The sequence below is a fragment of the Streptomyces sp. NPDC005648 genome (genome assembly GCF_040605395.1).
Taxonomy (GTDB): Bacteria; Actinomycetota; Actinomycetes; order Streptomycetales; family Streptomycetaceae; genus Streptomyces.
The window spans coordinates 1-20227 of sequence record NZ_JBEXCS010000131.1; the positions used below are offsets into that span (position 1 = coordinate 1).

Annotated in this window: 21 protein-coding genes; 4 read left to right on the forward strand and 17 right to left on the reverse strand. The window is 71.4% G+C overall.

The window, feature by feature from the left end; all coding sequences use genetic code 11:
• Window positions 1-76: 76 nt before the first annotated feature.
• From ABZT17_RS41660 to ABZT17_RS41695, 8 genes are all read right to left on the reverse strand, one after another.
• Entirely contained in the window at window positions 77-214 is a 138-nt protein-coding gene (locus ABZT17_RS41660) for a hypothetical protein (protein WP_356357384.1), read from the reverse strand.
• Window positions 215-263: 49 nt separating this feature from the next.
• Window positions 264-638, reverse strand: coding sequence for a Rieske 2Fe-2S domain-containing protein (locus ABZT17_RS41665; RefSeq protein ID WP_356357385.1), 375 nt, complete (start codon window positions 636-638; stop codon window positions 264-266).
• Window positions 626-2044: an iron-containing redox enzyme family protein gene (locus ABZT17_RS41670; RefSeq protein ID WP_356357386.1), complete on the reverse strand. Its 1419-nt coding sequence runs from the start codon at window positions 2042-2044 to the stop codon at window positions 626-628. Before ABZT17_RS41670 ends, ABZT17_RS41665 begins: the two co-directional genes overlap by 13 nt.
• Window positions 2045-2093: 49 nt before the next feature.
• Window positions 2094-3179 (reverse strand): 50S ribosomal protein L11 methyltransferase, encoded by a 1086-nt coding sequence (locus ABZT17_RS41675; RefSeq protein WP_356357387.1) that lies wholly within the window; start codon window positions 3177-3179, stop codon window positions 2094-2096.
• 111 nt (window positions 3180-3290) lie between these two features.
• Window positions 3291-4238, reverse strand: a complete 948-nt coding sequence (locus tag ABZT17_RS41680; protein ID WP_356357388.1) for a 2OG-Fe(II) oxygenase — start codon at window positions 4236-4238, stop codon at window positions 3291-3293.
• An 82-nt stretch (window positions 4239-4320) separates the two neighbouring features.
• The gene (locus ABZT17_RS41685) at window positions 4321-4890 is read right to left on the reverse strand and encodes a methylated-DNA--[protein]-cysteine S-methyltransferase (RefSeq protein WP_356357389.1); all 570 of its coding nucleotides are present in this window, start codon (window positions 4888-4890) and stop codon (window positions 4321-4323) included.
• 44 nt (window positions 4891-4934) lie between these two features.
• The gene (locus ABZT17_RS41690) at window positions 4935-5726 is read right to left on the reverse strand and encodes an MGMT family protein (protein WP_356357390.1); all 792 of its coding nucleotides are present in this window, start codon (window positions 5724-5726) and stop codon (window positions 4935-4937) included.
• A complete protein-coding gene (locus ABZT17_RS41695; RefSeq protein WP_356357391.1) occupies window positions 5723-6316 on the reverse strand; it encodes an RNA polymerase sigma factor in 594 nt (197 codons plus the stop codon). The genes ABZT17_RS41690 and ABZT17_RS41695 overlap by 4 nt, the downstream gene beginning before the upstream one ends.
• A 182-nt stretch (window positions 6317-6498) precedes the next feature.
• Here ABZT17_RS41695 and ABZT17_RS41700 point away from each other — a divergent pair, with 182 nt between their 5' ends.
• The gene (locus ABZT17_RS41700) at window positions 6499-7056 is read left to right on the forward strand and encodes a glycoside hydrolase family 25 protein (RefSeq protein ID WP_356357392.1); all 558 of its coding nucleotides are present in this window, start codon (window positions 6499-6501) and stop codon (window positions 7054-7056) included.
• A gap of 34 nt (window positions 7057-7090) precedes the next feature.
• On the opposite strand, the gene ABZT17_RS41705 is transcribed toward ABZT17_RS41700, so the two are convergent.
• The gene (locus tag ABZT17_RS41705) at window positions 7091-7813 is read right to left on the reverse strand and encodes an NAD(P)-binding domain-containing protein (RefSeq protein ID WP_356357404.1); all 723 of its coding nucleotides are present in this window, start codon (window positions 7811-7813) and stop codon (window positions 7091-7093) included.
• Window positions 7814-7884: 71 nt separating this feature from the next.
• Entirely contained in the window at window positions 7885-8886 is a 1002-nt protein-coding gene (locus tag ABZT17_RS41710) for a zinc-dependent alcohol dehydrogenase family protein (RefSeq protein ID WP_356357393.1), read from the reverse strand.
• Window positions 8887-8987: 101 nt separating this feature from the next.
• Between ABZT17_RS41710 and ABZT17_RS41715 the strand changes: the two genes are divergently transcribed.
• A complete protein-coding gene (locus ABZT17_RS41715) occupies window positions 8988-9896 on the forward strand; it encodes an AraC family transcriptional regulator (RefSeq protein WP_356357394.1) in 909 nt (302 codons plus the stop codon).
• A 121-nt stretch (window positions 9897-10017) separates the two neighbouring features.
• Here the strand turns inward: ABZT17_RS41715 and ABZT17_RS41720 are convergent, their stop codons facing one another.
• The gene (locus ABZT17_RS41720; protein WP_356357395.1) at window positions 10018-10230 is read right to left on the reverse strand and encodes an EF-hand domain-containing protein; all 213 of its coding nucleotides are present in this window, start codon (window positions 10228-10230) and stop codon (window positions 10018-10020) included.
• Between the two features lie 159 nt (window positions 10231-10389).
• Here ABZT17_RS41720 and ABZT17_RS41725 point away from each other — a divergent pair, with 159 nt between their 5' ends.
• Window positions 10390-11028, forward strand: coding sequence for a GNAT family N-acetyltransferase (locus ABZT17_RS41725; RefSeq protein ID WP_356357396.1), 639 nt, complete (start codon window positions 10390-10392; stop codon window positions 11026-11028).
• A gap of 13 nt (window positions 11029-11041) precedes the next feature.
• Here the strand turns inward: ABZT17_RS41725 and ABZT17_RS41730 are convergent, their stop codons facing one another.
• From ABZT17_RS41730 to ABZT17_RS41755, 6 genes are all read right to left on the reverse strand, one after another.
• Entirely contained in the window at window positions 11042-12220 is a 1179-nt protein-coding gene (locus tag ABZT17_RS41730; protein ID WP_356357397.1) for a hypothetical protein, read from the reverse strand.
• The gene (locus ABZT17_RS41735) at window positions 12220-13023 is read right to left on the reverse strand and encodes a polysaccharide deacetylase family protein (protein WP_356357398.1); all 804 of its coding nucleotides are present in this window, start codon (window positions 13021-13023) and stop codon (window positions 12220-12222) included. Before ABZT17_RS41735 ends, ABZT17_RS41730 begins: the two co-directional genes overlap by 1 nt.
• Before the next feature lie 68 nt (window positions 13024-13091).
• Window positions 13092-13595 carry an ATP-binding protein gene (locus tag ABZT17_RS41740; protein ID WP_356357399.1) on the reverse strand — a complete coding sequence of 168 codons (504 nt, stop codon included), beginning with the start codon at window positions 13593-13595 and terminating at the stop codon, window positions 13092-13094.
• A 317-nt stretch (window positions 13596-13912) separates the two neighbouring features.
• Window positions 13913-14680 carry an enoyl-CoA hydratase-related protein gene (locus tag ABZT17_RS41745; RefSeq protein ID WP_356357400.1) on the reverse strand — a complete coding sequence of 256 codons (768 nt, stop codon included), beginning with the start codon at window positions 14678-14680 and terminating at the stop codon, window positions 13913-13915.
• A gap of 90 nt (window positions 14681-14770) precedes the next feature.
• The gene (locus tag ABZT17_RS41750) at window positions 14771-16048 is read right to left on the reverse strand and encodes an Ig-like domain-containing protein (protein WP_356357401.1); all 1278 of its coding nucleotides are present in this window, start codon (window positions 16046-16048) and stop codon (window positions 14771-14773) included.
• 123 nt (window positions 16049-16171) lie between these two features.
• Entirely contained in the window at window positions 16172-17380 is a 1209-nt protein-coding gene (locus ABZT17_RS41755) for an Ig-like domain-containing protein (protein ID WP_356357402.1), read from the reverse strand.
• 309 nt (window positions 17381-17689) lie between these two features.
• Between ABZT17_RS41755 and glgX the strand changes: the two genes are divergently transcribed.
• Window positions 17690-19936, forward strand: coding sequence for a glycogen debranching protein GlgX (gene glgX / locus ABZT17_RS41760; RefSeq protein WP_356357403.1), 2247 nt, complete (start codon window positions 17690-17692; stop codon window positions 19934-19936).
• Window positions 19937-20227 lie beyond the last annotated feature (291 nt).

A 20227-nucleotide genomic window follows, 5' to 3' on the forward strand; every position in this document is an offset into this window, starting at 1 on the left:
CTGCGGAATCCCCGGCGCGCGTACGGGCCGTCTGTAGAACACCGGCCGGCGCCGGGGCGTTGCAGTGGCCTGTGGTTCAGTCGGCCGGTGACCGGCGGACCAGCGCGTCCGCCAGCGGACGGTGCTCCAGCGCCACACCACCGCACACCACCCGCGACGCGGGCCAGCCACGATCCGGCGGGCGGTCCGGGAAGACCGCGGGTGCCCCGATCACCACCCGGACGGCGAACCCCCGGCGCCGGGGCGTTGCAGTGGCCTGTGGTTCAGTCGGCCGGTGACCGGCGGACCAGCGCGTCCGCCAGCGGACGGTGCTCCAGCACCACACCACCGCAGACCACCCGGGGCGCGGGCCAGCCACGGTCCACCGGGCGGTCCGGGAAGACCGCGGTGACCCGGTCACCCACGCGGACGGCCGGGATCTCCGCGCGCAGTCGGGCCACGGAGGTCCTGCGTTCGTGCCACGGGCAGGTGAGCCGGCCGTCCGTGGCCACGTCGGCCAGGTGCAGGGGGCCGCCGCGGTGCGGGCACCGGGCCCGCATCACGAAGCCCCGGCCGCCGACGGTCGCGTAGACGAACGGTGTCCCGGCGACCACCACACAGTTGTCCCGCCCCACGGCGGGGAAGGTCACGACAGGCACTTGCGGTAGTCCCCCACCGAGTGGATCTCGTAGACGCACTCGTCCGACTCGATGTTCGCGCCGTGCAGCCGGTTGCGTTTGATCACCACACCCTCGCCCGCCTGGAGGGTGAGTGAGGAGCCGAGGCCGCTCTCGAAGCGCATGGTGCCGGAGACGATGTGGCACAGTTCGTCGCCGTCGTGGCAGTGGGTGTTGGACAGTTCGCCACGGGGCTCGACGATGTGGGCCACGGGCGCGTCGACCTTGCCCTGCTTCAGCCCCTCGAAGACCGGGTCGTGCAGCTTCTTCAGCTCGGGCTGGGCGTCCATCCACGCGATCTGCTCGGTGAAGTCGAAGTCGGCGACCTCCAGGAGCACCCGGTACTCCTCGATGCCCCGCACGATCTCCGGGATGACGCCCTCGCCGTGGGCCTCCACGAGCGGCTTGATGATCTTGTCCCGGGCCATCCGGCCGTGGTGCTGGTCGATGTGCACGTGCTCGGTGAAGTAGGTGGTGTCCACCGTGTCGCCGAAGACCTCGCGCAGCAGCCGGTCGGCGCGGCGGCAGAAGTCGACCAGGGAGCTCTCCGTGTAGTAGAGCGCGCCCACGTAGCGGAAGAACAGCTCGTGGTTCTTGCCCAGGTAGTGGAAGTAGTTGTTCAGCAGCAGGCTGCTGTTCAGGTAGTACTGCCAGTACCGATGGAGGTCGGACTCCAGGCCGACGGACTCCAGGGTCCGCTCGAACAGGGTGCTGTGCTTGGTGTCGTGGACGCCGTAGCCGTACTCGTCGATGACGACCTTGAACCACTCCGACTGCGCGGGGCCGTAGTAGCCGAGCACGTTGCGGATCATCGGGGAGGCCTCGGAGAGGAAGTCCGGCGCGAACTGCACCAGCCACATCCGGGCCGCGCGCCCGGGGTCAGAGGAGCCCCGGATCGCCTTCTCCACCGGTGACTGCTCCTCGCCGCCGTCGGTGTCGAGGGAGTCCAGGTAGGCGTCCAGGCTCTCGGCCGTCCAGGTGCCGGACGTCTCCACCTCGTCGTCGAGGAAGCCGAAGGCATGGCGTTCGAGGGCCGGGCGGATGCGCTCGCCGAGCGCCCGGTTGGCGGGGCTGTAGAAGGTGCGGAAGTCGTCTTCCTGGCCCTTGAGGCCGCCCTTCGGGAAGAACACGAGGTCGGCCTCGTAGATGCTGGTCAGCAGGCGCTGCACGGCCAGGCTCGGGTAGTTGAGTATGTTCTCCCGGCCCGGTGCGCGGTCGTAGTCGAGATGGGGCAGGACCTGCGGCCTGAGCTGCCGGCGGTAGGGGCTGTCGTGGTTCAGCCAGTCCATGTTGTCGTGGTAGATCGGGGCGGTGGCGTACTGCACCACCGCGTCGCGCAGTTCCGCGCCACTCAGCTCGAACGGGATGTGCGCCGGGACATGACTCATCGCTTGCTCCCTGGTGCCAAGTCGTGAGGGGTGGGTGGGGGGCGCCGGGTCAGAGACCCACGCCGAGGACGAAGTCGCTCCAGGTGAACCGGAGGGAGACGGTCTCGCCCGCCTTCGTCGGCAGGGGCTTCTCCAGCCCGACCCAGCCCTGCATCCAGTGCGAGCCGGGGTTGTCGGGCGAGTTGGTCAGGACGATGCCGTTGCCCATGTCCAGCTCGAACCAGACCGCCAGTGCCTGTGCCTCGCCGTCGTCGACGGTGGGCAGTACGAGGGTGCGCTCACCGGGCTCCAGCGGGTCGCGCGCCAGGTCGAACTCCAGCAGCGGCACCTCCTCGGAGAGGTACCGGTGCGGCCAGGTGTCGAGCCGCATGGGGAAGTGGCTGCGGGTCGCGAGGGTGTTCATGAGCGAGACGTCGAAGCCGGCGGCCGTGGTGACCTGGTTGAGCCTGGTCGCCGCGTCGCTGCTCACCAGCCGGCCGTAGAGCCGGGCCGCCGACGGCATCATGACGCCGTCCGGCGCCAGGAGGTGCTCGCGTGCGTGGCGCACGGAGGGCAGCAGGCCCTCGCCGATGAGGCCGCAGTCGACGATCTCGGAGACCAGGACGTCCACGGGTCCGCCGAGGTCCCGCACCGGGTCCAGTCCGGTGGACGGCCTGCCGATCACGGTGATGACGTCGGACAGCCCGTGCGCGTCGACGACGTTGCGGGCGACCTCCGCCAGCAGCGGGTTCATCTCGCAGGTGAAGACCCGGCCCGCCCCCGCCCGGGCCGCGGCCATGGCGAGCAGCCCGCTGCCGGAGCCGATGTCCAGCACGGTCGCCCCGGCCGGGATGCCCCGCTCCAGGGCGGTGACCAGGGCGTCGTTGCGCTCGGTGTCGTTGAGCATCGCGAAGTGCCAGCGCGGAACGTTCCTGCGGGCGATCCTGGCGAAGATGTCCGCGTCCAGGGAGAGGTTCTCCGGTGGTGTCCTCAGCAGTGTGGACGCCTGTTCGGCGAGCACGCTCATCTCCTGCGCGAGCGACTCCAGCATGGCCGCGCCCAGCCGGTACGGCGCACCGCCGGCCGGTGGGGTCGCCGGGTTCCGTGGTGCCTCCGCCTCGACCGACGCACCCTGCACCCGTTGTAAGTGACGCATATTACAACTGCTCCTTACGCTGACTCGCCGGGTTGACAGTGGCGGGAGGCGGTTCGCGACACCGCCCCGCCACCACACAGCGACCGTACGTAACGCAGTTGTTGCCAAACTTCAGCCGCGCTTCAGCCGAAGCGGCACGTCCCGCAGCCCGGGAGACGCCTCTGACCTGCGCCGTCGCGAGGGCTGCCGGTCGACTGGAGCGAGGCGGCAGAACCCGGCCGAGGCACCGGCTCGTAGACGGAGGCGTCGGGTGGGAAACATGGACGGCCGGGGCCTTGGACCCTGGCGGGCGTCGTGGAAGATCACGCCGAGTACGTGCCGACGCCCGGTGTGCACGGCGCTCACTCCATGGCGCAGCGTCACCCGGCTCCAGCCCCGGGGCGAGCGCACCGGACGGTAGTGGACGGCGAAGATCAGCCCCTGGCCCTGTTCCGGGCGGCGCACGAGGGGGCGGGACTGGGCGCGCGGCCGCTGTTCCACGAAGACACTCTCGCCGCCGGTGAAGTCACGGTCGGGCCGGTCCAGGAGGATCGCCACCTGGAGCGGGAAGGTGAGATCGCCGTGCACGTCCTGGTGCAGGCAGTTGTAGCCGCCCTGCTCGTAGTGGAGCAGAAGGGGGGTCGGCCGGTGCTGTCCCTGGGCGGCGCAGGCCGCGACCAGGTCCTCGTGCCGCTCGGGGAACGCCGGCTCACCGAGGCGCGCGGCCCAGGTGTTGGCGATCCGCGCCAGTGCCGGGTACAGCTGCCGGCGCAGGGCCAGGACCGGCTCGGGCAGCGGATGGGAGAAATAGCGGTACGACCCCTCGCCGAACCTGTGCCGGGCCATGGTCACGGTGCTGCGGAACAGGTCCGGCACGTCGTACGACTCCCTCAGCCACGCGCACTGTTCCGGCGTCAGCAGGGGCGGGGTGAGCGCGACACCCTCCGCGTCCAGCTCCGCCGCCAGCGCCGGCCAGTCGAGGTGCCGCAGCGCGGGCGGCCCGTCCTCGGCGGCGGCCGGCCAGTCGATGGGCACCGGTTCGGCGAACCCGGGGAGGGGCGGGGTCTCGTAGGCGTTCACGCGCTCGACTCTCGGTGGCGGAAGGGACGTAGGGAGAAGGGGGGTGGGCGCCGAGGACGGGGGATCACCCGGCGCCCACCGCTCAGGGGGCCGTCGGGCCGGTGCGGGCCTCCAGGCCGAGCAGGAAGCGCTTGGCCTCCAGACCGCCCGCGTAGCCGTTCATGCTGCCTCCGGAGCCGAGGATCCGGTGGCACGGCAGTACGACGCAGACCGGGTTGTTGCCGAGGGCCGTGCCGACCGCGCGGGCGGCCCGCGGCCGGTCGAGCGCCGCGGCCAGCTCTCCGTAGGTGGCGGTGCGCCCGTACGGGACGAACGCGTTCAGCGCCATGACCGTGCTGCGGCTGAAGGGGGTGGCGAGCAGCAGGTCGACCGGCACCGTGAAGTCACGGCGGGCGCCGGTGAGATAGGCGTCGAGCTGGGCCCGCGCCTCCCCCAGCACCTTCCGCCCGGCCGGCTCCGCGTCCGCCGGCCCGTCCTCCTCCGCGACGGGGCGCAGCCCCGCCCGGGCGATACGGGCGACGGCGTCCTCGCGGCTGCCGTAGCAGCACAGCACGAGCGCGTCGGCGGTGGCCGCCAGCACGAGCGGCCCCACCGGCGTGGGGTGGACCGCGACCGTCACCGCGGTGTCGCGGGGGGTGTCACTGGTTCGCAAGGCACAACTCCGTGTTCGTCTCGGCCGTCGGGTTCCGGCGGCCGTCATACCGCGACCGGCCGGCAGCTCTTGCAGGCGCGGTACCCGGCCCGCCCCGCTTCCCGCGCGGTACGGAACGGCACCTGGTGGGGCGGGGTGATACGGCGGGCGTGGGCGCAGGTGGGGTGGCAGTAGATCCGGGTCGTGTCACTGCCGAGGTACACCACTCCGCTGCTCCGCAGCTCCGCCACCCGCCGCGGATCGATCCCCTCCGCGGCGCGCAGCGCGTCCCCGACGTCGGGCACCTGACCGGCATCACAGGGAGTCCCGATGTCGTACGTCACCCGGTGGCACGGGATCAGCACGGGGGCCGGGTTGGCGGCCAGGGCGCCGACCACGGCCTCGGGTGCCACCGCGGCCTCCCTGGCGATCCAGCCGACGGGGCGCAGCTGCCCGGCGGGGATGGCGCGCACCGCTTCCAGCACCGCCCGCTCGGCCGGGCCGAGCGGGGACAGGTCGATGGGCAGGCGCCGGGCGCGGCCGGTGCGCAGCGCGCTCGTGACCCCCGGGAACGGCTTGGCCGACCGCAGGGCCGAGCGGTGGGTCCGGGACCGGTGCAGTTCCTCGAAGGCCGCCGCGGTCAGCCCGCCCGCGTCCAGGGCCGTGCCGGTCACCGCCTCCGGGCCCGCCGCGACGAAGAGACCGCCGACGGCGATGTCGAGACGGACATAGGTGTCGTAGGTCTCGCGCGGGATGCCCGCGCGCCGCAGCACGCGCAGGGCGAAGTCGGCCGGCGGTTGTGCGGTCAGCCCGGCCAGGGCCGCAGCGGTGCGCGAGGCCTCGTGGTCGCCGCTCATGTCGTCACCTCCTCCAGCTCGGCGGTCTCCGGCTCCAGCAGCCGGCGCAGCCCCTTCAGCCCCCGGGACACCTGTGCCTTGGCCGTACCGACCGCGCACTTCTGCACCTCGGCCACTTCCGTGTAGCTCAGTCCCAGCACATGCCGGAGCACCACGGGTGTGCGGTGGTGCTCCGGCAGCTCCAGCAGGGCCATGACCAGGCGGCGGCGGTCCTCGGCGAGCGCGGCCCGCTCCTCCGGTCCGGGGCTGTGGTCGCTCCACACATCGGCGGTGTCCTCCACGGGCATCCCGGCCAGGGCGGGCCGGCGCGAGCAGGTGCGCAGATGGTTGCGCCACACGTTGGCGGCGATGGTGAGCAGCCAGGCGCGGGGTTTGAGCTGCCGCCTCCGCTCGGCGTCGTAGTCCTGTAAGGCCGTGTAGGCGCGCAGCAGGGCGTCCTGCCCCAGGTCGTCCGCCTCGGTGGCGGAGCCGCAGACCCGGAGCAGGAACGTGTACACCGCCCTGCCGTGCACCCTGACCAGCTCCGTGAAGCCGTCGTCGAGGTCCACCGCCAGGAGTTCGGTCAGCTGCCGCTCCGCCTTCTCGTCCATCACCGAATGAAACACCGGGCGGGGGTGAAGGGTTGCGATACGCCGGTACGGGCGCCGGGGCCGAGGTCTCCACGGCGCCTCCACATCACGCCCGCAGGTTCACAGGTGCGCCCCGAATACCCCGTGCCAAGGTGGAAATCCGTCAACCACGGTCGCACCCCCGGCACTTCAGGGAGATCCCCATGCTGCACGGCATCGACGTGAGCGCCTTCCAGTCCGCCTCCTACGACACGGACGGCTCCTCCTTCGTCTTCATCAAGGCGACGGAGGGCCGTTCGTACGTCAACCCGAGACTGGCGGCCCAGACGAAGCGGGGGCGTGACGCCGGCCTGGTCGTCGGTTTCTACCACTTCCTCTGGCCCGGCCACATCGAGGCCCAGGCGGAGTACTTCGTCCAGCACGCCCCCGAGAAGGCGGGCGACCTCCTCGCCGTGGACTGGGAGACGACGAGTTCGGGCACCCACGCGAGCAACGCGGAGAAGGACCTGTTCATCCGCACGCTGAAGAAACTGCGCCCGAACAACCGGGTGGTGCTCTACTGCAACCGCGACTTCTGGCTCAACATCGACCGCACCTCCTACGCCGGCGACGGCCTCTGGATCGCCGACTACGTGACGGCGGGCAAGCCCCGCATCATGGCCGAGTGGCGCTTCCACCAGTACACCAGCGACCCCCACGACAAGGACGTCGCGGACTTCGCCGGCACGGCGGCCCTGAAGGAGTGGGCCAAGGAGGCGTGAGCGGCACCGCCCGGACGGACGCCCGGGGCGTGGCTCAGGCGCGCCACTCCGCCGTACGCTCCGGGGCGGCCGCCGCGAGGGCCTTGGACACCTCCTCCGTGCCGGCCCGGAGGCCGTACACGGGGGTGCCCGGCTGCTGGCGCCAGGACTCGTCGAGGGTGCCGGCGTCGACCGTGTCGAAGCCGAGTTCGTCGATGAGGGCGCGGACCTTGCGCTTGGCCGCCTCGTCGTCGCCGGCCACCGGGAGGGCCTGGCGGTCGGGGGCGCCGGCCGGGAGGGGGCGTTCCAGGATGTCGACGGCGAAGGTGCCGTTGAAGGCCTTGATCACGGTGTGGCCGAGCTGCTGGGCGGTCCAGCGGCTCTCGGTGAGGCCGTCGTCCTCGATGCCGGCGATCCTGCCGTCCCGCTGCTGCGGGTAGTAGTTGCCGGTGTCGATCACCGCCACCCCCTCGGCGGCTCCGTCCAGTAGACCGGCGGGGAGGCCGGGGACCGCCTTGAGGGGGACGGTGACCACGACGATCTCCGCGCCCTTGGCGGCCTCCTCCACCGGGACCGGAGTCGCGCCGGTCTCCTCGGCCAGTTCGGTGAGGGTCTGCGGACCGCGGGAGTTGGCGACGGAGACGTCGTGGCCGAGGGCGGTCAGCCGCCGGGTGAGGTTGCCGCCGATGTTGCCCGCGCCGATGATGCCGATCTTCATGACAGGCCTTCCTGAGTCCGGGTTCGATGCACCTGCATGCGTCTGGCTGGGGTCAACCAGAGAGGTCGCGGCAGTATTCCGGTGGGACTCGGGAAGGTCACCGGCCTCCCGGGGCCGGTGCACAGCCGTACTCAGAGTCGTACGACGATCTTGCCCGTGTGGGTGTTGGACTCCATCAGGCGATGGGCGTCCTGGACGCGGTCGAGGCCCTCGAAGACCTCGCCGACGGCCGGGCGGAAGCCGCCGTCCGCGAGGCCCGCGCCGAGGAAGGCGGCGGAGCGTCGGTGGTCGGCGGGGGTGGTGAAGTGCCTCATGTTGGCGTACGCGTGGAGGGTGAAGGGCCAGTTCCGGGGGATCTCGGCGGGGCGCGGGTCCAGCCAGCCGTACGCCACCATCGAGCCGCCCGCGGCGAGGGCCTGCGCCAGCTGGTGGAAGCCGGGGCCGCCGATCGCATCGAAGATCACCTCGACCCCCTGGCCCCCGGTGAGCCGCACGACCTCCTTCGCCACCGCCTCCGGTGCCGACTCCCCGGTGACGATCACCTCCGCCGCGCCCAGCTCCAGCAGCCGCGCCCGCTTGGCCTCCGTACGGGTCGTGGCGAACGGGATCGCGCCGATACGGCGGGCGACCTGGATCGCCGCGGTGCCCACCCCGCTGGAGGCACCGGTGACGAGGACGTGGTCGCCGGGCCGCAGACCCGCCGTCTCCAGCAGGGCGCCATACGCGGTCGTGTACGTCAGCCAGGCCGCGGCGCCGGCGACGGCGTCCACGGAGTCGGGGCGCCGCAGGACGGAGGTCTCGGGCAGGACGATCCGCTCGGCGTACACGCCCTGTGCGCTCATCTCGATGCCGGGTCCGGTGAACACCCGGTCCCCGACGGCGAGTTCGCTGACGCCCTCGCCCACCGCCTCGACGACACCCGCGGCCTCGTAGCCGAGGCGGGAGGCGGGGAGGGACGGCTGGTAGTAGTAACCGCCCGCGCGGAACAGGGCTTCGGCGCGGTTGAGGCCCAACGCCTCCACGCGGAGCTGGACTTGGCCGGGTCCGGGGTCCGGGACGGTCGTCTCCTCGACCCGGAGCACCTCGGGGCCGCCGATCTCATGGAAAAGCACGGTACGTGCGGTGGTTGGCATGCGGAAAACGCTATGGGGCGGGTGCGAGACGATCCATGTCCGCAGCTCTTGGTTTCCTGTCCGATCGTCTCGCCGGGCCAACTCCCGGATACCTTAAGGACATGGACGTACTCAGCGACGCCGTCGCCGCCATGCGCACCGGGCGGCCGCACTCCGCGCGCCGGGACAAGTACGCGCCCTGGGGCACACGGTTCGCGGCCTCGGAGGGTGCCGGGTTCCATGTGCTGCTGCGGGGGTCGGCCTGGCTGATCCCGGCACAGGGCGAGCCGGTGGCGCTCGGGCCGGGTGACGTGGTGTTCCTGGCGCACGGGCGCGGACACGCGCTGGCCAGTGGTCTCGACGTACCGCTGGAGGACGCTCAGCCGGCCAAGGACGGCAGCCTGCCCGACCTCCCGCCCCCGCCGGGGAGATCGGAGCCGGACACCGTCATGCTGTGCGGCGCCTACCAGTTCGACCGGGGCCGCACCCACCGGCTCCTGTCGGAGCTGCCGGAGGTCGTGCACCTGCCCGCCTGTGTGGGCGTCGACCGTTCGCTGCGGGCCGCGGTGGAGCTGCTGGGCATGGAGCTGGAGGAGCGCGAGCCCGGGTCGGACGCCATCGTCACCTCACTGCTCGACACCCTGCTGCTCTATGTCCTGCGCGCCTGGTGGCAGCGGGACCGCAAGGGCACCGGCTGGTCGGCCGCGCTCGCCGACCCGGCCGTGGCGGCGGCCCTGCGCGCCATCCACGGCGATCCGGCGCACCCGTGGACGGTCGGTGAGCTCGGCGCGGCGGGCGGCCTGTCCCGCGCGGCCTTCGCCCGGCGCTTCACCGCCCTGGTGGGCGAGCCGCCGCTCGCCTATCTCACCTGGTGGCGGATGACGACGGCGGGACGCCTGTTGCGCGACGAGAGCCTCCCCCTGCGCCAGGTGGCCGAACGCGCGGGCTACACCTCGGAGTTCGCGTTCGCCAAGGCCTTCAAGCGGGAGTACGGAGTGGCACCGGGGCAGTACCGGAGGCGGGCACCCTGACCACGGCAGGCGCGCGGCTCAGCCGGACGGCATGGCCGACGGGACGGACGGCATGAGAGAGGGGCCGGTCCCGGGTCGGACCGGCCCCCGCTCGCGCCGTCGGCTACTTGTTCAGGTACGCCTACTTGTTCAGGTACGCCCAGAACTCGTCGAACGACAGGACCTTGTCGCCGTTGAGGTCGCGGGTCTTGATGATGACCTCGGCGACCGACTCGGTGACGTTCCAGTCGCCCCCCTGGGCAAGGGCGGTCTTGAACTCGGCGGCGGTGATGACACCGTCACCGTCGGTGTCGATCCGCTGGAACTCCTTGCGCGCTGCCTCGATGTCGGCCACCGATCCGCCCCTTTTCTCCATGAATACAGGTCTTGCCGTGTTGCTGTCGCAGGTCAGATTAGCTGGCCGCCGAGAGCGCGGTTGCCCTGAGGACCGCCCCGCACGGGAAGTGTGTGAGTCTGGGGCTTTCCGGTGGGCGGGGACTCAGGGAGCACGGCGATGGAGACTCTTCGGGACATTCTCGACGCGGCGGCCCGAGGTGTGTTCCCGCCCGACGACGGCCGTACGACCGTGGTCCCCCAGGCCTCGCCCCGGGACGCCGGGGTGCTCGCCCTCACCGCGCACTCGGTCGTCTTCACCGACGAGGATCCGCGCTGGGTGTACGACACCCTGGACGCCCTGGAGTGCGACCCCCTCGCGGCGACGATGAACCCGCTGTTCCTGGCCGCCCTCATGGAGCGGACGGGGCGTACGGGCGACACGGTCGACGCGCTGCTGGTCGGCTCACCGCTGCCCGGCGAACCGCCGCTCGCCCTGCGGGAGATCACGGACGGCGGGCACCCGCGGATCGTGTACGCGCGCCGGCGGCGCGACGAGGTGCGCGCATGGGAGGTGCCGGGCGGTGTGCTGGTGCTGGGCCGCGGTGTCGCGGGACGGCTGGAGGTCTCGGCCGAGGTGGACGGGGACGTACGGCACCGGGGTCTTGGACGCCGGCTGGTGACGGCCGCCCGGCAGCTGGCCCAGGAACCGCTGTGGGCCCAGGTCTCCCCGGGGAACGCCCGCAGCATGCGGGCGTTCCAGGCGGCGGGCTACCGTGCCGTCGGCGCGGAGGCGCTGCTGCTCGGCGCCACGGAGTAGTACGGGCCGGCCGTCAGCGGAAGATGCCGGTGTGGCCCAGCGAGTAGCGCCCCGGCTGCGGGTACACGGCGAGGCCGTGCGGGCCGCTGCCGACCTTGACGCGGGCGAGCTGTTCGCCGGTGCGGGTGTCGATGGCGTACACCTCGGAGTTGTAGCGGCCGGAGAGCCACAGGACCTTGCCGTCGGCCGAGACGCCGCCCATGTCGGGGCTGCCGCCGTTCGGCAGGTGCCACTTCCTGGTGAGCCGGTTCCGCGCGAAGTCGAAGACGGAGACGCTGCCCTCGCCGCGGTTGGAGATGTACATCTCCCGGGAGTCGCGGCTGATGTAGAGGCCGTGGGCCCCCTTGCCGGTGGGCAGGAAGGACGGTTCGGAGAAGGTGTCCCCGTCGAGGATCCACACACCGTCGGCCATCATGTCGGCGATGTAGAACCGCTTGCCGTCGGGCGAGATCTTGACGTCCTGGGGCATCGAGCCGTGGAACGGCAGCTTCTGCTGGCCGATGACCCTCATCTGCTCGGTGTCGACCTTGAGCAGTTCGCCGCTGAACTCGCAGGACACGATGAAGTACCGGCCGTCCAGCGAGAAGTCGGCGTGGTTGACGCCGTAGCAGCTGACCGGGACGGTCCTGACGCGCTTCATGGTGTGCGCGTCGCGGAAGACGAGTTCGCGGTCGAGTGAGGCCATCACGATCGCGTACTTGCCGTTGGGCGTGAAGTAGAGGTTGTACGGGTCGTGCACGTCGACCGGCTTGCCGGCCCTGCCGGTGCGCGGATCGATGGGGGTGAGGGTGTTGCCGCGGTCGTTGTTGACCCACAGCGTCTTCATGTCCCAGGAGGGCACGACGTGTTGGGGCTGGACGCCGACCGGGATGGTCTCGATCACCCGGTACGTCACCGGGTCGATGACGGAGACCGTGTTGGAGTTGGTGTTGGGGACGTAGACCCGGGACGGGAAGTCCCGGACCACCGGGGAGAGCCGGTTCGGGCGGTCGGCCGCGTAGACGTCGGCCGGGTCGAGGACGGGCGGCATGCCTGGCAGCCCCCGCACGACGGGCTTCTTCGGGGCCGGCGCGACGGCCGCCTTGCTGCCGAGGGCCTCGTCCTTGTGCCCGGCGGAGCCGGAACTGCAGGCGGCCAGGGCGGCGAGGACGAGGCTCGCGAGGAGGGCGTGGGCGATTCTGGTGCGCTGCATCAGCTGAACAACTCCGTGGTGGTCACGGCGGTCAGGCCGCGGCGGGTGAGCTCTTCCAGTACGGCGGGGAGGGCCAGGACGGTGTCCGGGTACCCGAAGTGCAGGCTCACGACGGACCCTTCGCGCACCTCGGCGGCGACCTTGCGGACGATGGCGGCGGCGCCGGGCCGGGTGTAGTCGAGGGAGTCGACGTCGTAGGACAGGACATGCGGGTATCCGGCGGCGGCGGCCAGACGGGCGACGAGCGGGGAGGCCTGCGGGGCGCGCGAGGGGCGGAACCAGGTGCCGATCGAGCCGGTGAGGCGCCGGAGCCGGTCGGCGCAGGCGGTGATCTCGGCGCGGGCGTCGGCCTGCGCCATCGTGTTGATGGCCAGGTGCCGCTGGGTGTGGTTGCCGAGGTCGTGGCCGCCGTCGAGGATGCGGCGGGCGATGTCCGGGTGCTGGTCGAGCCAGGTGCCGACGGCCAGGACGGTGAGGTGCGCGCCGTGCTTCTCGGCCTCGGTCAGCAGAGAGTGGGCGAGGGCCGGGTCGCCCTGGCCGTGGAAGGTGAGGGCGACCCGGGGGCGGGTGCGCGGGCCGTGGGTGAGCTGGAGGGGCTGTCCGGGGTAACGGCGCGGCGCGGGCGCGGCCCTGGGGGCGGGGGTGGCCGGGTCGGGCGGCTCGGTGGACGCGGGGTGCGCGGAGGGCGCGGGGTGAGCCACGGCACCGTGCGTGGCACATCCGGCGGAGAGGGCGCCTGCGGCGAGAAGTCCGGCGCCCGTACGAATCGCTGTGCGGCGGTCGGTCGGGGTCACCCGCACCATTTAAGGGGCGCCGGGTAAGAAAACGGGCGATTGACCCGAATGAGGCACCCACCGGGTCACACGTTCGGTCAGCGGTCGGCGACGCGCATCTCGAACCAGGTCGTCTTGCCCCGCGGCAGCAGATCGACGCCCCACCGGTCGGACAGCTTGTCGACCAGGAACAGCCCACGGCCGCTGATGTCGGTCTCCTGAACCGGCATCAGACACGGCAGCCCGCGGGAGGGGTCACGCACCTCGATACGGATCCAGCCCCGGCGGCGGCGCATCCTCAGACCGAAGACCCGGGCCCCGGTGTGGCGGACGGCGTTGCCGACCAGCTCGGAGACCAGGAGGACCGCGTCCTCGGTCATCTTCGGGGTCAGGCCCCACTGACGGAGGACCACGACCTGGGCGAGGCGCCGGGCGGTGGCCGCGGACTCCGGGCGGGACGGCAGCGGGACCTCCGCCTCCGTCGGGTTTCCGAACAACTCCAGCGCCTTGAGCGCCCGTTCGTCCTCCACCGCAGGCGACCAGCGCGCCGCGGTCGCACGGCCCTGTCCCCGCGGCTGTTCGATGCCCTCCAGCCCCGCCATGCCCCCATCATGGCCGCCCGGAACGTCCTCCGGGGCCGTTCCGGAGGAATACGCCCCCCGGAATCCATCGTTCCGAATGGGTCGACCGGCATATGCGCCTGGCATTTCGGAGGCGCCCACAGCCCGCCCGACCTGGGGTGACGGCCGCGATGGAGACAGACGGCGATCTCCCTCGACAAGCCAGACTTAAGGTTGCCTTAAGGCTTCCATAAACCACCCCATCGACGGACCCGGAACGGAAGCCGGGTCGGACCCGGATCGGACCCGGATCAGACACCGTGTCAATTGCAAGGGGTCGCGAGGAAGTTGAGGCCGGATCAGAGGAACTTCGCCTTGCCGGGCCCCTCCTCCACGAAGCTGCGCATCCCCCGCTCCCGGTCCTCGGTGGCGAACAGGCCCGCGAACCAGTTCCGTTCGACCGCGAGGCCCGTCTCGAGGTCCGTGTCCAGGCCGGTGTCGATCGACTCCTTCGCCGCGCGCAGCGCGATCGCCGGCCCCTGGGCCAGCCGCGCCGCCCACTCGTGCGCGGCGGAGTACACCTCCTCGGCCGGGACCACCCGGTCCACCAGCCCCAGCGTCAGCGCCTCGTCCGCCTTGACCATACGGCCCGTGAAGATCAGGTCCTTGGCCTTGGACGGGCCGATGAGACGGGCCAGCCGCTGGGTGCCGCCCGCTCCCGGGATCAGACCGAGCAGGATCTCCGGCTGGCCGAGCTTGGCGTTCTCGGCGGCGATGCGGAAGTCGGCGCACAGCGCGAGCTCGCAGCCGCCGCCGAGGGCGTAGCCGGTGATCGCCGCGACGACCGGCTTGGGGATGCGGGCCACCGCCGTGAAGGACTCCTGCAGGGCGCGGGAGCGCAGGACCATCGCGGTGTGGTCCATGTTCTGCATCTCCTTGATGTCCGCGCCGGCCGCGAACACCTTCTCCCCGCCGTAGACGATCACGGCCCGCACGTCCGCACGCCGGGTCGCCTCCTCGGCGAGCTCCTTGAGCCGGTCCTGGGTGGCGACGTCCAGCGCGTTCATGGGCGGCCGGTCCAGGCGAATGGTGCCGACACCTTCGGAGACTTCGAGATTCACGGTCATGGAGGGAGGTTAACGCGCACTAACACTTTCGGCCCCGGTGGAGTAGCTCACACCGGGGCCGTAGCGCGGAAGCCGTGTTCGGGAAGGCGGCTACGCCTTCCACTTCTCCCAGGACATGTTCCAGCCGTTGAGGCCGTTGGCCGGATCGACCGTCGCGTCGTCCGAGTGCTTCACGACGACCACGTCGCCGAGGATGGAGTGGCTGAAGAACCAGGCGGCCGGAGTGGTGCCGTCGTAGCCGCCGCGCACGTCGCGCAGGCCTATGCAGCCGTGGCTGGCGTTGTAGTTGCCGAAGGCGCCGCCGCCCCAGTAGTTGCCGTGGGCGAAGGTGCCCGAGTCGGTCAGGCGGATGGCGTGCGGCACGTCCTTGATGTCGTACTCGCTGCCGTAGCCCACCGTCTCGCTGTTCATGCGCGTCTCGGTGAGCTTCTGGCTCATGACCATCTGGCCGTTCCAGGTGTCGTAGCCGGGCTTGCCGGTGGTGACCGGGATGGTCTTGATGACCTTGCCGTCCTGGGTGACCTTCATGGTGTGCTTCTTGGCGTCCACGTAGGAGACCTGGTTGCGGCCGATGGTGAACTCGACCGTCTTGGCCTGCGAGCCGTAGACACCGGGGCGGCCCTCGACGCCGTTCAGGTCGAGCTTGACGGTGACCTTGGTGCCGGACTTCCAGTACTGCTCGGGGCGGAAGTCGAGGCGGTCGTTGCCGAACCAGTGGCCCTCGACGTCGACGGCCGGCTCGGTGGTGATCCGGATGGCCTTCTCGACGTCCTCGGGGTGCGTGATGCCCCGCGTGAAGCGGATCGAGAACGGCATGCCGACGCCGACCGTGGAGCCGTCCTCAGGAGTGAAGGTGCCGATGAAGGTGTTCTTCGGGGTGAGCGTGGTGAAGCTGGAGTCCTCCGCCGCCTGACGGCCCTCGGAGTCCTTCGCGACCGCGTGCACGGTGTACTTGGTGGACGCCGCCAGATGCGTGTCCGGCGTCCAGGAGGCACCGTCGGCCGCGATCTTCCCGGCGACCGCCGCACCCTTGGTGTCCTTGACCTCGACCGTCGTCAACCTGCCCTTGCTGGCGCTGACCTTGAGGGCGCCGCTGGTGTTGACGGACTGCGCGCCGTCCTTGGGCGCGATGGCGACGACCGCCACGGACTGCTTGCTCTGCGCCGTGTCCGAACCCTTGCCCTTGCCGTTCCCGGAACCGGAGCCGGCCCCGGAGTCCGATCCGCCGCCCCCGCCGCACGCGGTGACGGTCAGCAGCAGCACGCCCAGAACGAGCGCCAACAGCCCGCCCCCACGGTGCTGTCGGCTTCGGGTCGTCCGCCCTCCGTGTGCGTCAACCGACGCCCCCGATATCGGCCGCACGTTCAAGTTGTTCTCCCCTCCCGGGCCTGGTCAGGCCTCTCCCCGGCGCGGCAGGCGCGCGCATTGGCGCATATTAACTGCCAGGTTTTGAGTTTGATGTCAGGCGGATGTCACCGTTCTGTCGCAACATCAACTGCCCGCTTTCCACTCGTTCCACCCCATGTTCCACCCTCCGAGGCCGTTGTCGGGAGCGACCTTTTTGTCATTGCTGTGGACGACCTCGACGACGTCCCCGACGAGGCTGCGGTCGAAGAACCACCCGGCGGGCGTGTCGGAGCCGCCGCCCTTCACATCCCTGAGGCCGACGCACCCGTGGCTGACGTTGACGTGTCCAGGGGCGTCCGGCGCCCAGTAGTTGCCGTGGACGAAGGTGCCGGAGTCGGTCAGGCGCATGGCGTGCGGGACGTCCGGGATGTCGTACTCGCCGCCGAAGCCGACCGTGCGGCTGTTCATACGGGTGACCTCGAGCATCTCCATCACCACCATCTTCCCGTTGTAGGTGGTGTGTTTCGGGGAGCCGGCGGTGATCGGCACGGTGGACAGCAGCCGCCCGTCCCTGCGCACCTCCATGGTGTGCTTGGCGGCGTCGACGAGGGAGACCTGGCTGCGGCCGACGGTGAAGGAGAACGTCTTGTCCTGCAGTCCGTAGGCCCCGGGGGCGCCCTCGACGTCCCGGAAGCGCAGCGCGACCGTCACCCGGGTGCCGGGCTTCCAGTAGTGCTCGGGGCGGAAGTCGAGGCGGTCCCTGCCGAACCAGTGGGGGCGGATCTCCACGGCCGGCCTGGCGGTGACATGGACGGCGCGTGCGACCGCGGCGCGGTTCTCGATCTCCCGGTTGAAGCCCAGGGAGATGATCATTCCGGTGCCGACGACGGAGCGGTTCTCCGGGGTGACGTATCCGATGAAGCGCTCGTCGGGGACGAAGGTGGTGAACGTCGTGTGCCGGGCGGACCTGCGCCCCTGTCCGTCCAGTGCCACGGCGTCCACGGTGTACTTGGCGGCGAGCGCGAGGCGGCCGTCGTCCGGCTCCCACCGCAGCCCGTCGTCCGAGATGCGCCCCGGCACCTCGGACTCCTGCGCGTCCTGCGACCTGACGACCTTCACGGACTCCAGGCGCCCGCTGGGCACCCGGACCAGAAGTCGCCGGCCGGGCTCGACGCTCTTGCTCCCGTCGTCCGGCGAGACCCGGATCACGTCCTCGGGTGCGGGCGCCTTGCCGAGCACCTCGTCGATACCGCCGCCGCCCTGCGAAGTGCAGCCGGCCAGCAGTGCTGCCCATGTCAGTACGGCGGCCAGCGCGGCCCCCGCGCGCCGCGCGCGCCCTTGTGCATGCCTCACGGGGTGCCCAACGACGGGGGGTGCCATGGGGAAACGTGAGTACGACGCGTCGCGCCGGCCCCGCCGCGCGGAACCCGCGGGCCGGTGCCGGCCGCCGCCCCGGACGGCGCGTCGCCGGCTTCCGCACAGCCCCGCGCCCCCCAGGGCCTTCCCGGCCCGGATGTGACTTCGCCCCGCCTGCTCGTCGGCCCGGGTCGTTTGGCCATGTGCTGGGCAGAACTGTGGGGAGGACGGCGCGAGAGGGTGCCGCGGCCGGGACGCCGCACGCTCTCTTCCAGGTCGTTCCATGAGCCGTGGGAGGGCCGACGGGTGTCCAGCGCAGCCGAGCGGGAGGCGGTGGCCGAGGAGCGCGCAGAAGCAGGGGCGCGCCCTTCCGCCGTGGTCAACGGCGCGCCTCGCAAGCCGCCCGGCGTACCCGTGCGGCCGGGTGCGCCGACGCCGCTCGGGGCCCGGTTCAGGGTCGGGCCGGACGGGGTCGCGGGCACCAACTTCGCGCTGTGGGCGGGCGGGGCGGAGGCGGTGGAGCTGTGTCTGTTCGACGAGCGGGGCAAGGAGACCCGGGCCCGGCTCACCGAACTGACGCACGAGATCTGGCACGGCTTCGTCCCGGGCGTCATGCCCGGACAGCGCTACGGCTACCGGGTGCACGGCCGCTGGGACCCGTGGACCGGCGGCCGCTGGAACCCGGCGAAGCTGCTGCTCGACCCGTACGCGCGCGCGGTGGACGGCGACTTCAGCCTGCCGCCGGAGGTCTACGGCCATGTCCGCGACTGGCCCCAGCAGCAGGTCGCCGACACTGTCCGCGACGACCGGGACTCGGCGCCGTACGTCCCCAAGGGCGTCGTGGTCCACGATGACGACGACTGGTCCGACGACCGCCGCCCCAAGACCCCGTGGGCGGACTCGGTCATCTACGAACTGCACGTGAGGGGCTTCACCAAGCTCCACCCCGGCATCCCGGAGGACCTGCGCGGCACGTACGCGGGTCTCGCGCACCCGGCGGCGATCGAGCACCTGGTGAAGCTGGGCGTCACGGCGGTCGAGCTGCTCCCCGTCCACCAGTTCGCCCACGAGGACCATCTGCTGCGGCGGGGCCTGAAGAACTACTGGGGCTACAACTCGATCGGCTACTTCGCCCCGCACGCCGACTACGCGGCCTCCGGTACGACGGGACAGCAGGTCGGCGAGTTCAAACGCATGGTGCGGGCGCTGCACGCGGCCGGTATCGAGGTGATCCTGGACGTCGTCTACAACCACACGGCGGAGGCGGGCGAACTGGGCCCGACGCTCTCCCTGAAGGGCATCGACAACCGCGGCTACTACCGCCTCCAGTCGGACGCGCGGCGCTACGCCGACTACACGGGCTGCGGCAACACCCTGCATGTGGTCCAGCCGCACGTCCTGCGCCTGATCACCGACTCCCTGCGCTACTGGGTGACGGAGATGGGCGTCGACGGCTTCCGCTTCGACCTGGCGGCGGCGCTGGCCCGCTCGATGCACGACGTCGACATGCTGTCCCCGTTCCTGGCCGTGATCGCCCAGGACCCGGTCCTGCGCCGGGTGAAACTGATCGCCGAGCCGTGGGACGTCGGCTCCGGCGGCTACCAGGTGGGGGCGTTCCCACCCCTGTGGACGGAGTGGAACGACCGCTACCGCAACGCGGTCCGGGACTTCTGGCGGGGTGCGCTGCCGGACGTACGGGACCTGGGCTACCGCCTGTCCGGCTCCAGCGACCTGTACGCCTGGGGCGGCCGCCGCCCCTACGCCTCCGTCAACTTCATCACCGCGCACGACGGTTTCACCCTCCGCGACCTGGTGTCGTACGAGCGCAAACACAACGAGGCCAACGGCGAGGGCAATCGGGACGGCTCGGACGACAACCGCTCCTGGAACTGCGGGGCGGAGGGGGAGACGGCGGACGAGCGGGTACGGGGGCTCAGGCGACGGCAGTTGCGGAACCTGCTGACGACGCTGCTGCTGTCCACCGGCGTGCCGATGCTGGTCGCCGGCGACGAACTCGGTCGTACGCAGCGCGGCAACAACAACGCGTACTGCCAGGACAACGAGATCAGTTGGCTGGACTGGGGGCTGCTGGAGGAGCCGGGCTGGAAGGCTCTGTACGACCTGACGGCCCGGCTGATCGAACTGCGCCACCGGCACCCCGTACTGCGCCGACGCGCGTTCTTCTCGGGCCGGGCGCACTCCGCGGACGGCCTGCGCGACCTCGCCTGGTTCACCGCCCGCGGCACGGAGATGACGGAACGGGACTGGTACGCGCCCGCCGCCACCCTCGGCATGTACCTCTCGGGCCGTGACATCCCGGGCCGGGACGAGCGGGGCGACCCGATCCTCGACGACAGCTTCCTGGCCGTCCTGCACGCCGGCGACCGCCCGACCGGCTTCACCCTGCCGGGACCGCCATGGGCGGAACGGTACGAGGTGATCGTGGACACCTCCCGGGAGGACCAGACGGAGGAGCCTGGGGTGGAACACCGAGCAGGCTCGACGATCACGGTGCCGGCACGGGCGGTACTGCTGCTGAAGGTGGCCGGGTAGGCCTGATCGGGGCAACACTGCAGCTCCGTGAACTGCGCGTTCGATCGCCGGCCATTACACCGACCCGCTGGATTCCGGTAGCGCACTCCTCCAGCAGAACCACGCTCGATGCCGCCGGCCACCTCCACGCCGTCCACGACGAACAGAACGGCCCATCCCTTACGACGTCGGCAGCGGAACTCGAACGAGCTGACGCGGACGTCGCTCTCCAGACTCGTTTGCGGCCTTGCAGCCGGGGCCACCGGAGCCGGCTGGGCGTGGACCACCCGCATATGGGCGGAGCCGGACGGC

Coding starts and splice junctions, on each gene's coding strand:
- ABZT17_RS41670 (WP_356357386.1), bottom strand. CDS start 2,044: ATGAGTCATGTCCCGGCGCACATCCCGTTCGAGCTGAGTGGCGCGGAA.
- ABZT17_RS41675 (WP_356357387.1), bottom strand. CDS start 3,179: ATGCGTCACTTACAACGGGTGCAGGGTGCGTCGGTCGAGGCGGAGGCA.
- ABZT17_RS41690 (WP_356357390.1), bottom strand. CDS start 5,726: ATGAGCGGCGACCACGAGGCCTCGCGCACCGCTGCGGCCCTGGCCGGG.
- ABZT17_RS41695 (WP_356357391.1), bottom strand. CDS start 6,316: ATGGACGAGAAGGCGGAGCGGCAGCTGACCGAACTCCTGGCGGTGGAC.
- ABZT17_RS41700 (WP_356357392.1), top strand. CDS start 6,499: ATGCTGCACGGCATCGACGTGAGCGCCTTCCAGTCCGCCTCCTACGAC.
- ABZT17_RS41710 (WP_356357393.1), bottom strand. CDS start 8,886: ATGCCAACCACCGCACGTACCGTGCTTTTCCATGAGATCGGCGGCCCC.
- ABZT17_RS41715 (WP_356357394.1), top strand. CDS start 8,988: ATGGACGTACTCAGCGACGCCGTCGCCGCCATGCGCACCGGGCGGCCG.
- ABZT17_RS41725 (WP_356357396.1), top strand. CDS start 10,390: ATGGAGACTCTTCGGGACATTCTCGACGCGGCGGCCCGAGGTGTGTTC.
- ABZT17_RS41730 (WP_356357397.1), bottom strand. CDS start 12,220: ATGCAGCGCACCAGAATCGCCCACGCCCTCCTCGCGAGCCTCGTCCTC.
- ABZT17_RS41735 (WP_356357398.1), bottom strand. CDS start 13,023: ATGGTGCGGGTGACCCCGACCGACCGCCGCACAGCGATTCGTACGGGC.
- ABZT17_RS41740 (WP_356357399.1), bottom strand. CDS start 13,595: ATGGCGGGGCTGGAGGGCATCGAACAGCCGCGGGGACAGGGCCGTGCG.
- ABZT17_RS41745 (WP_356357400.1), bottom strand. CDS start 14,680: ATGACCGTGAATCTCGAAGTCTCCGAAGGTGTCGGCACCATTCGCCTG.